This window comes from Candidatus Oscillochloris fontis, from assembly GCF_004138135.1.
GTDB lineage: Bacteria > Chloroflexota > Chloroflexia > Chloroflexales > Chloroflexaceae > Oscillochloris > Oscillochloris fontis.
The window spans coordinates 18,307-32,044 of record NZ_RYFD01000025.1; the positions used below are offsets into that span (position 1 = coordinate 18,307).

A 13,738-nucleotide genomic window follows, 5' to 3' on the forward strand; every position below is an offset into this window, starting at 1 on the left:
CATCCACTAAAACGAGCCGAACAACATTCTTCGATCATGGACGGGCGTATAATGGGGGTGAATACTGCCCGATCTGATCTGAGGACGCCATCTTATGCGTAAGACACTGATTCCCCATTCTGCACCGCCACCCACCGTGCTGAGTGGCCCGGTTTCGATCCAGAACTGCTTTACTGAGGGTGGATTGACGTGGGTTGATGTGGCCTATCCGACTCGTGATGATGTTCTCTCTATTGCTGGACATTACCAGTTCCACCCTCTCCATACCGAGGACGTGCTCTCGAAGCTTCAGCGCCCCAAGATTGATGAGAATGAGGAGGCGCAGTATGTCTTTCTGGTGCTGCATTTCCCGGTCTTCCATGCGATTGATCGCCTCTCAATTGCGAGTGAGGTAGACATCTTTGCGGGGCGTGATTATGTGGTGACATTCCACGATGGTCAGTTGCGTCCGATGCGGCGGATTGCGCAGACCGCCGATGATGAGCGCGGGCGGCAGTTGTTGATGGGGCGTAGCTCTGGTTTTCTGATCTATCGCCAGATTGAATCCATGATCAACTATTGCTTCCCCATGCTCTACCGTTTAGATGAGAAACTTAATGCACTTGAGGAGAGTATCTTTAAGCGGGATGTGCAATCTACGGTGGAGGAACTCTCCTATTTGCGCCGCGATATTATTGCCCTGCGCCGCATTCTTAAGCCGAATATCCCGGTTATTCGCTACTTGGCAGCGCGTGAACTGGATTACTTGCGCCTTGATGAAGATGCCTATTTTGGTGATCTCACCGATGGTATGACTCGGCTGTGGGATATGTTGGAGGAGCAGAAGGAGATTATCGAGGGCTTGGATGCGACGTTGAGTAGTCTTACTTCGCACCGCATCAATCAGGAGATGAAGATCTTTACCCTGATTTCGGTCATTATGCTGCCGATGACGCTTGTCGCCAGCATCCTGGGAATGAACGTGGCCATTCCGTATGCCGAGCATCCCCTGGCGTTGCCGGTCACCATTGCGGTAATGGTGGTGATTGCGGGTGGCCTCTATCTCTTCTTCCGTTTGAAGCGGATGATTTAGGTGGCCGCCAGCACCTCCAGTACCCCCATCACCTTCTCGCTCCACTGCTCGCCCACGCCGCGCCGGTTGAGCCGGATGAATTGTGGCCCCACTTTGATGTTGGGGTCTCGTCCGTAGCGGCGGCGTAGCCGTTCGCGTGCGGCTGTATCCAGGATCGGCTGCCGGATGATGAACTCTTCGTTGCTGGTGGTCACTGAGGTGACTCCGGCCTGCAATGCGAGCGCCTTGATCTGGAGCCAGGTGAGGAGGTGCAGCGCGGGGATCGGCGGGTTGCCGAAGCGATCTTGGAGTTCTTGACGTAATGCACGCACTTCGGCGATCTCTTCACTGCCCACCATGCGCTGGTAGACGCCTAAGCGCAGTGCATCATCGGGGATGTAGTCGTTGGGTAGGTAGGCGGTGAGGGGCAGATCGAGCGTCACCAACGGGGCTACCAGCACCTTCTCGTTGATGATCGGGGCGGTAGGTGGGGGCTGCGGGGTGGCGCTGGGGTGCTGCGCGGCATCTACGCGCTGTTTGAGTTGCTGCACTGCCTGCTCTAGCAGCCGCGAGTAGAGATCGAAGCCCACCGCTGCGATGTGGCCGCTCTGTTCTGCTCCGAGCAGGTTGCCCGCCCCACGAATCTCCAAGTCGCGCATGGCGACGCGGAAGCCTGCACCCAGTTCGGTGGCCTCCTGGATCGCTTCGAGGCGCTGTTGTGCCTCTTCGGTCATGGCGCGATCCGCCTTGTAGAAGAGGTAGGCGTAGGCGCGGTTGGCCGAGCGCCCCACGCGCCCGCGCAACTGATAGAGCTGTGCCAGGCCAAAGTTGGTCGCGTCGTCAATGATCATCGTGTTGGCGCTCGATACATCCAGCCCGCTCTCGATGATGGTCGTACAGACCAACACGTCATGGCGACCCTCGAAGAAGTCAATCATCACCTGCTCCAACTCGCGCTCGCCGAGTTGGCCATGCCCGACCCCAATGTTGGCTTCGGGAACGAGGTTGCGCAGGTGGTTGGCCACGTGGTAGATGCTCTGCACCCGGTTATGTACGAAGTAGACCTGGCCGTTGCGCTCCAACTCGCGCAGAATCGCCTCGCGGATGAGCGTCTCGTCGTAGGGGGTGACGTAGGTTTTGACCGGGATGCGATCTTCGGGCGGGGTGTCAATCACGCTCAGGTCGCGGATACCGGCCATGGCCATGTGCAGGGTGCGCGGGATGGGCGTGGCGGTGAGCGTCAATACATCCACCTCGGCGCGCAGTTGCTTGAGCCGTTCCTTGTGGCGCACGCCAAAACGCTGCTCCTCGTCCACAATCACCAGCCCCAGATCCTTAAAGATCACGTCCTTACTGAGGAGGCGGTGCGTCCCGATGAGAATATCCACCCGCCCCAGCAGCAGCTCGCGCATAATCACATCCTGCTCCTTGGCCGAGCGGAAGCGCGAAAGCATCTCAACCTTTAGCGGGAAGGCGGCCATGCGCTGTTTGAAGGTCTCGAAGTGTTGTTGCGCCAGCACGGTAGTCGGCACTAGCAGCGCCACCTGCTTGCCATCCTGTACCGCCTTGAAGGCAGCGCGCAGCGCCACTTCGGTCTTGCCGAAGCCCACATCGCCACAGATCAGGCGATCCATGGGCACATCATGTTCCATGTCGTGCTTAACTTCGGCCAAGACGCGCAGTTGATCCTCGGTTTCAATATAGGGGAAGGAGCCTTCTAGTTCGTGCTGCCACTCGTTATCGGGGTTGAAGGCGTAGCCGCGCTTGGTTTGGCGCTGCGCATAGAGGGCTAACAGATCCTGAGCCAGATCCTGCACAGCGGCACGCGCCTTGCGCTTGGCACGCTCCCAATCCTGGGTGCCCAGGCGGGTCAGTGTGGGCGAACTATCCCCGGCGCCGATATAGCGCGTCACACGGTCAATCTGGTCTACCGGGACATAGATCTTATCCCCGGCGGCATAGCGCAGTACCAGGTATTCGCGCTCGATCTCGCCGACGGTACGCCGGATCAGGCCATCATAGATGGCGATACCGTGTTCAATATGCACCACATAATCGCCGACCTTCAGCCCGCGCAGAAAGGCGGCGCGATCTTCCACATGGCGATTCTTGCGCCGACGCTCGGCAAGTGGGCGGCGCTGACGAATGCCGAAGATCTCGCTATCGGTGTAGAGGGTCAGATTGGCGCTCGGCAAGCGCCAACCCGCCTCGATCATCCCATGAATGGCCACAAATGCTGCCGAGGTGGCCGCGCCATGCAGTTCCTCACTCACCAACTCTTGCAGACGCGCCGCCTGCGCAGTGACCGCCACCACCCGTTCGCCAGCGCGCAGCCGAGCGACAATGTCGGCGATCAGGCGGCGGAACTGGCCGCCAAAGTGTTCAGCGGCCCCGAAGGCGGGCGCAGCCAGAGCGCTGGCATCCTCGTTATGGCTCAGATCCACCAGGCGGTAGGATGCGCGCACCTGATCCAAGCCGCTCTCGTCCCAGTTCAGATAGGGGCGCGGGAAGGCGGCGGGCAGTTCGTGCTGACCAATCAGTTTGAAGCGCTGCGCCTCGGCATGCTGCGCCAACTCACCGGCGTGATGGGCCAACATGTGGGCCTCACTGAGCAACACGAGGCACTCTGGAGGCAGGTGGTCGAGCAGGGTGGGGCTGGCGGGGCCAATCGGGGCGCGGAAGAAGGGCGCATAGAAGGCGCGGCCCTCAAAGCGCTCCCCGGCGCGCAGCCGCTCAAGCGCAGCGTTCCACTCCGCCTGCGTTTCGCGGCGCAGATCACTACAGTCCAGGCTCTCGATCCAGGCCAGCGCCTGCTCGCGGTTCCAGAGCGGGATCTCGTGGGGTGGGCTGACACGCGCCACCTCAATCCGCTGCTCACTACGCTGGGTGGCCGGGTCAAAGCGGCGCAGGCTCTCGATCTCATCGCCGAAGAACTCGATGCGCAGCGGGCGATCATCGGCACTTGGCCAGAGATCAACAATCCCGCCGCGCCGATTGATCTCACCGGGCGCGGTGACAGCCGAGGTAGGGCGGTAGCCGCGTGCCACCAGAGTCCGCAGCAGGCGCTCCTGATTCAGCACCGCATCGCGCTGCAACGTCATACTCGCACCCGCCAACTCGGTGGGGCTGAGGGTGGGTTGGAGCAGCGCCTTGAGCGGAGCGACCAGAATCACGGGTGGCTGGAGCCCAGTGGCGAGGAGTTGCAGCACGCGCAGACGTTGGGCGATCACCTCATCACCGGGCGACATATGCTCATAGGGCATCGCGTCGCTGGCCGGATAGTGCAGCACCGCATCGGGGCCAAGCCACTGGCGCAGATCATCGGCCGCCCGCAGCGCCGCATCGGCATTGATCGTGACATAGAGCAGCGGAGTGCGGCTATGCAGGCTCAGCGCCGCAACCAGCGGCACACGCGCGGCATTCGGTACGGGCGCGACGCGCTGTTGGCGCGGGCCAGTGGCAAGGCTACGGGCTAACGCAGCACTCGCCGGGAGGTCGGCGATCTCGGTGATGATGTCGGCAAGTCTCTGCATGGCAACCCAAAAGCGGCCCGATCACCCTGACCGGCCCTTGTGAGGGGATTATACCAGCATCTCCACCAACACATACCCCAACAACACAATCAGATTCAACACCGTCATCAGCCAGAAGGTGGTCTTATACTCCTGTTTGCGGCTCTTATGCCGGTAGTACTGCTGGGCAAAGAGCGCCCCCGGCCAGCCACACAGGAATTCGAGCCGGTGTAGCGTGCGCTCTGGGATGCGCCGCTCACCCACAATCGCGCTCTGTTTATCCGTGGCATAGACGATAAAGGTTAGAAGACTCATTAGAATATAGACCACGAATATGATCGGTGTGATATGAAGAATAATGATCAGCACAGCGAGCAGACCAAAGAAGGCGGCCACGATCAACGCCGGAACGATAGACATCGTGGTGGGATCGCGCTTAAAGCGCACCGCAACCGCACGCGGACGGTTTTGTTTGTCATATCCGACTACGTAGGAGATTTCGGTTTGTAGGGGTGGTTGTTTGAGTTCGTTGGGCAAAATACTGGCATGCAAAAAGACATCCGGGCCACCATGATCGGGCGTGATGAAGCCATAGCCGCGATCTTCTTTCCACATCGTAATCTTGCCGGGTAGATACAACATACAGGGTTCCTTGGGATCATCGCTTGCTATAGAACATGTACCTGTCCACACGTATCTTCGCATTCCGGTTTTGACGCAAAGGCGCTAAGGCGCAACGTTTTCAAGATAGACCCTCATCAAAACCTTCGCGTCTTGTAACTGTTCACACTTGGGGTAAAGGAAGCTTCTGATTGACGCAAAGGCGCAAAGACGCCAAGGTTTTGTTGAAGGCTTTGCGCCTTGGCGTCTTTGCGTCAAACCGGAATGCTAGGAGAACTGTGAACAATTACCGCGCCTTCGCGACTTCGCGTGAACAATAACGTTTCTTTTACCCCAAGTGTGAATAGTTACGAAGGTACTAGAATACCACCATTTATGCTATACTACACCCATGCCAAACCAACCCACTTCCACCAACCAGATCGCCGACCTCGAACTGGAACTATTCCCCTTTGCGGATGGCTTGGGGCTGCGCATGCGCTACACCCGCCCCGGCGATCAGGGTGAGGATGTGGTGGGGCCGCTCTCGGTGGCGCTGGATCGTAGCGCCTTGAAGAGCCTTGAACATGATGCGCTCGCTTATGGGAAGGCATTGAGTAGCCAACTCTTCGCCGATGCTGCCGCGTTTGGGGCATGCACCAGCCGCATGACGGCGGCCCGCGAGGCGGGCTATACCATGCGCATCCGCCTGCACCTGACTGAGCCGGAGTTACACACGCTACGCTGGGAGTGCCTGGTTGATCCGCTTACCCAACAACCGTTGGGGTTGGACGCGCGGTTTCTCCTCACCCGCTATGTCAGTGCCGAGGCTTATGGCGCGATCATGCTGCGCCCACGCAGTGCGTTGCGGGTCTTGGTGGTGGTGGCCAACCCCGATGATTTGAGCCGCTTCGGGTTGGCGGCGCTCGATCCATCTGCCGAGTTGCAACGCCTCCGCACCGCTGCGCCCGATCTGGCCGTGGATCTGCTCACCCCCCAAGCGGGCGAGTCTACCCTGAATGCCTTGGGGCGCATGCTGCGTGCTGCTCCTGGTTACGACATCCTCTACCTCGTGGCGCATGGCAGCTTTGCGAAACAGGAAGCCAAGCTCTTTTTGGCCGATGCCCAAGGCAAGACCGAGGTGTGCGCGGGGAGCGATCTGGTGGATCTGCTCGCCGGGCTGGTTGATGAGTACCGCCCGCGCATGGTGCTGCTCGCCTCCTGCGAGAGTGCCGGGGATGGCTACGCCAATGCGCTGGCCGCGCTGGGGCCACGCATCGCCCAGGCGGGGATTCCGGCAGTGCTGGCGATGCAGGGCAATGTCGCTATCGCCACCATCAACCGTATGTTGCCGGTCTTCTTCCGCGAACTGCTGCACGATGGGGTGGTGGATCGCGCCTTGGCGCATGCGCGCCTTGATGTGCGTGGGCAGACCGATTGGTGGATGCCGGTGCTCTACACCCGCCTGCGTGAAGGCCGGATCTGGCCCGATCAGGCCAATGATCCAGCCGCGCCCTATGTGGAGGGCCGCCGCCTCGATGCCGCCGCCCCCGCCGAAGCGTTTGTCGGCGATCCGATTGAGTTGTTGGTGCAACTCTGCCTGCCTAACTCGCCCGGTTTCCGCGACCGTCTGCCCATCACCACTGAATCGGGGGCCGAGATTACCCAGGACGATGTGCATGGTGGGGAGATGTCGCTCACCTTCCCCACCAATGCCGATGGTTTGCCCCGTCCAGCCCCGGTACGGATCAAGATCGCGGCTCCCGACTTTGAACTGGATCGCGAATATGTTGATGCCGAGGTCATGCCGGGGGCGGATCTGCCCCTGCTGACCTTCTCGCTCACCCCTAAGCGTACACGCCGCCATACAAGCATCCACGTTGCGCTGCTCCAGCCGCGCCCGGAGGGCGGCTACTATGAGCGCGGCGCGATTGATCCGCTGGTGCTGCGTGTTGCTCCGCGTGGAGCCGGTCTGATTGGCCAGATGAAGTGGATTATCTCCAGTTTGGCCTTCAATACCAAGCTCTTTGCGCCAGAGCCGCAACCTATTCCGCCAGCGATCAGTATGATGGTGGATGCGATGCGTGGTGACAGTCCACTGATTGATTTTGGCCAGGGCAATCAGATCGGTGAGATCAATTTTCAGGGCGATATTGCGCGTGGTGATGTGATCAAGACCTACAACTACACGGGTGAGCGTGGGGCGGCTCATATTGATCTGGATGCCCTGCAAGATCTGATCGATGAATCAGATCGCTTTGACCCCATCAAAGAACTCCAGAAACTGATGCGGCGTGTCTCGGTGGCGCGTAACGTGGATGAAGATCTGCGGGACGAGGCCGCCCTGCGCATTTCGCAGGCGATCAAGGCGCTGGATGCGGGCAAACCGGCACTGGCACGTGAGCGTATTGATCAAGCCCTGGACATTCTGGATGCTATGCAGAATGGCTACATCAATGCGATCACGGGCAAGCTGCGCAAGGTGCGTAAGGGGATCATTGCGTAGGGGCGAAGATCTTCCCTTGACATCCCCCACGCAACGATCTATACTGCCCAACGGGTTGGGCAACCATCCCACTCTTTCACGCGCCTGTGGCGCAACCGCTTGGGCGGTTGTTGGTGAGTATTGCAGGGCAGCGACGCTCTTCTCACAAGCTACAGGAGCCTACCCAAAAGGCATATGGAAGGTAGTCATCAACAAAGCCATCGCGACCTGCTAGGCCACGCAATGTGCGCTTGCTTAGGTGCGGGTGTGATCTTGGTTGTCTGACGTTCGCCCTCCAGTGGGCGCCGCCAGCGCCCATACTCCTCCCCGCCTCGGCAGACGCCGGGGTTTTTGCTTCCCCTTGGCTCATCCAGGTCGCTCCGCGCCGTCTGTGGCCCTGCTGCCACGGTCGGTATTTGCTGGAGGGACACATGATCGCATTCCGCACCCCCGTTGAGGGCGTGATTGCCGCGCCCGTGGTACGCCCGCTTGCCGCCGAGAATGATGGACTCACCTACGCGCCTGCGCTGAGTTTTCCGCGCCACGCGACGGCGCAACAGGTGATTGATACGCTGCGCCAGATGCGCCCCGATGCGGATAGCGCGTCGTACCTGTTTGTCACGGGTGAGGCGGGTCGTCTGATTGGCACGCTCAGCCTGCACCAATTGGTCGTGGCCGCACCGGAGACGCGGGTTGAGCAACTGATGAACCCTAGCCTCGTGGCGCTGCCCGAAGATCTTCCGACTGAGGAGCAGGCGCGCATCCTGAGCGATTCGGGTCTGGCCGCTTTACCGGTGATTGATGCCTCTGGGCGGCTGGTCGGGGCGCTCGATGCCGGTGATCTGCTCGATGCGGTGGAGGAAGAGGCGACCGAGGATATGTACCTGCTGGCGGGTGTGGATAAGGATGAGGAGGTTTCGCGCCCCATCCAGCGCGCCGCCCGCGACCGTGTCTTCTGGTTGACGATCAACCTCGCCACGGCCTTTCTGGCCGCTTCGGTGGTGAGTGGTTTTCAGGATGTGATCGCCCAGGCGGCGGTGCTGGCCGCGTTTATGCCGATTGTGGCCGGGCAAGGCGGCAATGCCGGCACCCAGACCCTCACCTTCATTGTGCGTTCGTTGGCGCTCGGTGAGGTACGTATGGCCAACGCGGGTAAGATTCTGCTGCGCGAACTGACCATCGGCATCTGCAACGGGATCTGTATTGGGTTGCTGGTGGGTGTGCTGGGTTGGCTCTGGAAGGGCATTCCCGCCTTGGGCTTGGTGGTGGGGGTGGCGATGATGGGCAACATGATCCTGGCCTCGTTGGCCGGGGTGTTGGTGCCGCTCACCCTCAAGGTGCTGCGGATTGACCCCGCGCTGGCCTCGTCCATCTTTGTCACCACGGTGACGGATGTGTGTGGCTTCTTTATCTTTTTGAGCCTGGGGATGCTGGCCTTGCAGATGGGGTATCTGTAGAATTCTGGTATGTTTTGGCGGCGAAGCCGCCAAAACATACCAAAATAAAGATCTGCGGGGGCGGCGAGCCGCCCCCGCACCCCCACCAGTCTGCTGTGACAGATCCTGACTTTGGGGGTACAATAGAGGCTAGTCGTGCGATCTGTCTTGAAATCTCGTGTGGAGAATGAGCAATGCCTGAGATTACTACCGATATCCGCCGCGTGCTGACGCTGATCGTTCTCACGTTGCTGATCGCCTTCATGTTTGCGGTCTGGATCTTTGCCTTCTACATGTAGTCAGGCGGCAAGCCGCCCCCGAAGAACTTTTTTTCTCGTATGGTGGCGGCGAAGCCGCCACCATACGAGAAAAGAGATGGTCTGGGGCGCAGCCCCAAGCGTGGCTAAAGTTCATGGTAATGGGCGAAGCCGCCCCCGAACCCCCACCGGAGGCTCTCTATGCACAAGGTTGCGCTTGTTACTGGTGCGGCGAGCGGGATCGGGCGGGCGGTAGCGGAAGGTCTGGCGGCGGCGGGGCAGCGGGTGGTGGTGGCCGATCTGCCCAACTCGGAGGGCGCGGCGGTGGCGCAGGCGATTGGGGGGCTCTTTGTGCCCACTGATCTCGCCCAGCGCGAGGCGTGTCGCGCACTTGTCACGGCGGCCCAGGCGCACTTCGGCCCGGTGGATATTCTGGTCAATAATGCCGGGTTTCAGTCTATCAACCCGATTGCCGATTTCGCCGAGGATGTCTGGGAGCAGATGATCGCGGTCATGCTGACTGCGCCGTTTTTGCTGACCAAGTATGTCTGGCCGGACATGCAGGCCCAGCAGTGGGGCCGCATCGTCAATATTGGCTCAATCCACAGCCTGCGCGCCTCGCCGTTTAAGGTGGGGTACATCGCGGCCAAACACGGTATGCTCGGCCTCACCCGCACCGCCGCACTGGAGGGTGGGCCGTATGGCATCACCGTCAACCTGATCGCCCCGGCCTACGTGCGCACCCCACTGGTCGAGCAGCAGATCGCCGACCAAGCTCGTACCCGCAACATCTCCCCAGACGAGGTGATCGAGCGGGTGATGCTCGAACCAGCCGCGATTAAGCGCCTGATTGAGCCGAGTGAAGTGGCTGAGTTGGTCAACTTCCTCTGTTCACCTGCCGCCAGCAGCATGAGCGGTTCGGTCTTTGAGATGGCCTTGGGTTGGACGGCGCGGTAGGGTTTGTGTCATGGCCCTCACCTTTGCTTGGGCACAAAACGCGCCATCACCACCCCCACCTCGTAGAGCAGATACATCGGGATCGCCAGCAGCGCGAGGTTGATCGGATCACCCGTGGGGGTGATGATCGCTGCTACAATCACCACAATCACCACCGCAAAGCGGCGGAACGATGTGAGTTGCGCGGCGGTTACGACACCCATAAAGGCCAGTACATAGATAATGACCGGCAACTCAAAGACGATCCCGTTGATCAGCAGCAGCGTGGTGACGGTATTGAGGAAATCGGAGAGCGTCGGTTGGGTCTGAATGAACTCGGAGTTAGAAAAACCGATCAAAAAACGGATCGCCGTGGGGACGGTAATAAACCAGCCAAAGGCGATCCCCCCTAAGAAGAAGAGCGTCACAAAGGGCAGTGCAATAAGGATCATGCGCTGCTCGTGCTTGCGTAGCCCAGGCATTAAAAAGGCCAGCAGTTGGTAGACAATCACCGGCATACCGATGATGAAGCCGACGGTAAGCGCCACCGACATATAGCTCGTGAAGGTCTCGGTGGTGCCCACCGACTGCACCGGGGCATAGATCGGATTGACTGGCGCAAAGGTCGTGATGATCAGGTCGACCAATTGGGGTGGCCCCAGCACCAAGAAGAGACCGAAGAGCATCCCGATCAGCACCCCAATCGAGGCTTTGACGAGGCGTTTACGCAATTCGCCCAGATGTTGAAAGAAGCCCATCTCGGCTTCGGATGGCTCTTGCTCGGCGATCTGGGTAGGATTCGGTTTGGATTGGGTAGTCAAGCAACCGGCTCCTGATCCGTGCTAGGTGGTTTCGGTGACCAATCGGGGTTGAGGTGGCCCCGCGCCTGAAGCTCGGCAATCAAGGCGTGCAGATCGGCACTCATCTCGATTAGGCGGGTCTCAAGATCGTTGCTGGGCACCACCGAGAGTGGGGCGGGCAAGTTCTTGGTTGGGCGGCCAGCGGCGGGTACTGCGTTAATCGGGCGCACCAGGACGGGATCGTTGCGCACGCTGGGGGGCGAGATTCCCACGGCGGAGTCGGGGAGGGTCGGCGCAGGTGCCGGGCTACTTGGCGTGGCTGGGGTTGGTTCGGCGAGCTTGCTCGTGGCCCCATTCAGCGTACCGCGCAGATCCACGAGCGGGCGCAACTCCTCCTTGAGCGCCGTCACATTCCTACTCACATCGAGTTGATTGCGGGTACGCAGCAACTCATCGCGCAGGCTGGCAATTTCGCCCTCAAACTCAGTGCGGATCTGGTTTAATGCCTGGACTTCAGGCGAATTCTGCTGCCACGCCATCACTTTAGCGACCTGCTTACCCAAGAAGTTGGTCACCTGGTGCAATCGCTCTGGCCCAAAGATCACCAGGGCTAACCCGGCAATCAGCAGGAACTCAGGGATGCCAATGTTGAAGATCTCCATAGTGCTACTCTTGGGTGTGGGCTGCTTTGGTCAATGCGGGTATCTTACCATATCACTCCCCCTCTGGCGTAGCGACCGGGGTTGCGGTGGTATTCACCAGCAGATCGCTCAGACGGCGCACATCCGACCAGTTGGTGTTCTCTTCCTCTTCGGCCAATGGCGTGTAGAGCGTATCCTGCGCGAAGACCTGCACTGCATAGCGTTGGCCACTCACCGTAACAACCCGGCTGTCGTCTAGCGGCGGGCCAAGCGGACGACCGAGACGTGCTTGTTCGAGCATATAGGTGTGGAAGGCCCAGTTGGGGTGGTAGGTGATCCCCGCTGACATAAAGGTTTCGCTGACCAGGGCTTGATCGAGGCTACTCGTGTAGGAGTGCAGATCAGGGGCCGGCTCGAAGCGCCGCCCTGACCACGAGGCCACCACGCGGCGGATGGTGTTGATGTAGGCACTGGGCACGTTGTTGTCGCTGCTGGGTGCATAGACCGGGATGGCCTTCTCGACCGTATCCAGACCACGATTGACATAACGGTAGAGGATGAGTTCACACCAATCGCGCACGCCATCCTCCCACGAGTAGTAACGCGCAAAGCCGCTCACGCGCCCACTACTGCGTTCGGCTTTGATCGCACGACGCAGCATGCCCCAGTTGTGCAGATCGTTATTGGCGCAGGCACCGGCCAAACAGAACGAGGATTCATGCTGGAAGAAGGCCAGGGCGACAGCCGGATCGAGACCATAGGAGACAATGATCGTGTAGAGATTGGCCGCATCAGCCGCCGCCGGGGAACCGGCGCGTTGCAAAATGGCCACGAAACTATCTTGGGAGATGCGCGGGCTTGATTTGAAGGTCAGACCCTCAGCGGCGTTGGCCGCAGGTGTCTTGAAGCCCAGACTCAGGCTGACACCGAGGGTGGCCAGCAAGACTACCGCCAGCACCACGGTGCGACGGCCCTCCGGGCGTAGGATGCCGGGCAGACGGGCCATAAGGAGCAAACTGGCGATCCATGCCAGCACCAGAGCCACCCGGCCTGCTTGGTGCAGGTTGAGTAGATCAAGCAGCACAAGCGGAAACAGGCTCAACGCGAGGGCCAGTAACGTGGCCAGCGCACGCGGTTCACCGCGCTCACGCCACCAATGTTCGGTATCCGGTGAGAAATTGGGCATGATCATCTCCAATGCGCGGTATCCAGCGGTGGTAGAATTATCTACGAATATGCCTGCCATGACAAGGAGGCAGGTCGTAGGAGGTGCTGGTTGGTCATTGTACCCCCATCCACCTGAAGGAGACCGAACGTGGCAGAACTGAGAGATGGTTGTGTCAAGCCTTCGCGTGGCCCTATTGTACCGGGTGTGGCGGCAACGTCCGCACCGTCGCTAACGCCCCAGATAAGGGAGGTTCCTATGCTCGCACGGGTTGGACAAGAAGCGATTGATTTCGAGTCGAGTGCTTTTGTGCCCGGTTTCGGCTTTCGTCCGGTCAAGCTCTCCGACTATCGTGGTAAGTGGCTCGTGCTCTGTTTCTATCCCGGTGACTTCACCTTTGTCTGACCGACTGAACTAGCGGCGGTCGCCGCTCAGTATCAGGAACTGGTCGCTCTGGGTGTGGAAGTGCTGGCAATGAGTACCGACAGCCGCTTTGTGCATAAGATCTGGCAGGAGCAGGAACTCTCAAAGATGGTTGAGGGTGGCGTGCCCTTCCCCATGCTCTCCGATGCCGGCGGCAAAGTGGGTACGGTCTATGGGGTGTATGACGAAGCGGCGGGTGTGGATATTCGCGGTCGCTTTATCATTGATCCCGACTTCTTGATTCGGGCGATGGAGGTGATTACTCCCGAAGTGGGGCGCAATCCTGATGAGTTGATTCGCCAGATCAAGGCGTTCCAGCATGTGCGCGCCACCGGCGAAGTAACGCCCTCTGGTTGGCAGCCCGGCCAGACAACGCTCAAGCCCGGCCCCGATTTGGTCGGCAAGGTCTGGGAGGTTTGGAAACCGTAGGAT

Annotated in this window: 10 protein-coding genes; 5 read left to right on the plus strand and 5 right to left on the minus strand. The window is 59.9% G+C overall.

The genetic code is table 11. The annotated features are described in order from the left end of the window. Positions 1–94 precede the first annotated feature (94 nt). Complete coding sequence (locus EKD03_RS10775) at positions 95–1,072, plus strand: magnesium transporter CorA family protein (RefSeq protein WP_129630440.1); 978 nt, start codon at positions 95–97, stop codon at positions 1,070–1,072. Here EKD03_RS10775 and mfd read toward each other — a convergent pair. Both mfd and EKD03_RS10785 read right to left on the minus strand, forming a co-directional pair. Further along, a complete protein-coding gene (gene mfd / locus EKD03_RS10780; RefSeq protein WP_129630442.1) occupies positions 1,069–4,584 on the minus strand; it encodes a transcription-repair coupling factor in 3,516 nt (1,171 codons plus the stop codon). The genes EKD03_RS10775 and mfd overlap by 4 nt on opposite strands. Positions 4,585–4,632: 48 nt before the next feature. Next, positions 4,633–5,205, minus strand: a complete 573-nt coding sequence (locus EKD03_RS10785; RefSeq protein WP_161569240.1) for a DUF1294 domain-containing protein — start codon at positions 5,203–5,205, stop codon at positions 4,633–4,635. Between the two features lie 370 nt (positions 5,206–5,575). Between EKD03_RS10785 and EKD03_RS10790 the strand changes: the two genes are divergently transcribed. The 3 genes from EKD03_RS10790 (at position 5,576) to EKD03_RS10800 (ending at position 10,298) form a co-directional block, all read left to right on the plus strand. Further along, positions 5,576–7,669 (plus strand): CHAT domain-containing protein, encoded by a 2,094-nt coding sequence (locus EKD03_RS10790; protein WP_129630446.1) that lies wholly within the window; start codon positions 5,576–5,578, stop codon positions 7,667–7,669. A gap of 410 nt (positions 7,670–8,079) precedes the next feature. Then, positions 8,080–9,105: a magnesium transporter gene (mgtE, locus tag EKD03_RS10795; RefSeq protein WP_129630448.1), complete on the plus strand. Its 1,026-nt coding sequence runs from the start codon at positions 8,080–8,082 to the stop codon at positions 9,103–9,105. Between the two features lie 437 nt (positions 9,106–9,542). Next, positions 9,543–10,298 (plus strand): 3-hydroxybutyrate dehydrogenase, encoded by a 756-nt coding sequence (locus EKD03_RS10800; protein WP_129630451.1) that lies wholly within the window; start codon positions 9,543–9,545, stop codon positions 10,296–10,298. A gap of 17 nt (positions 10,299–10,315) precedes the next feature. Here EKD03_RS10800 and tatC read toward each other — a convergent pair whose 3' ends face one another. Genes tatC through EKD03_RS10815 form a run of 3 tightly spaced genes read right to left on the minus strand, consistent with a single transcriptional unit; the run spans position 10,316 to position 12,904 of the window. Continuing rightward, entirely contained in the window at positions 10,316–11,098 is a 783-nt protein-coding gene (gene tatC / locus EKD03_RS10805) for a twin-arginine translocase subunit TatC (RefSeq protein ID WP_129630453.1), read from the minus strand. Beyond that, positions 11,095–11,739: a twin-arginine translocase TatA/TatE family subunit gene (locus tag EKD03_RS10810; protein WP_129630455.1), complete on the minus strand. Its 645-nt coding sequence runs from the start codon at positions 11,737–11,739 to the stop codon at positions 11,095–11,097. The genes tatC and EKD03_RS10810 overlap by 4 nt, the downstream gene beginning before the upstream one ends. Positions 11,740–11,791: 52 nt before the next feature. After that, positions 11,792–12,904 (minus strand): glucosaminidase domain-containing protein, encoded by a 1,113-nt coding sequence (locus tag EKD03_RS10815; protein WP_161569241.1) that lies wholly within the window; start codon positions 12,902–12,904, stop codon positions 11,792–11,794. Between the two features lie 237 nt (positions 12,905–13,141). On the opposite strand from EKD03_RS10815, the gene prxU reads away from it, so the two are divergent. Continuing rightward, positions 13,142–13,735, plus strand: a complete 594-nt coding sequence (gene prxU, locus EKD03_RS10820) for a thioredoxin-dependent peroxiredoxin (RefSeq protein ID WP_129630460.1) — start codon at positions 13,142–13,144, stop codon at positions 13,733–13,735. The last annotated feature ends 3 nt before the right edge of the window (positions 13,736–13,738 follow it).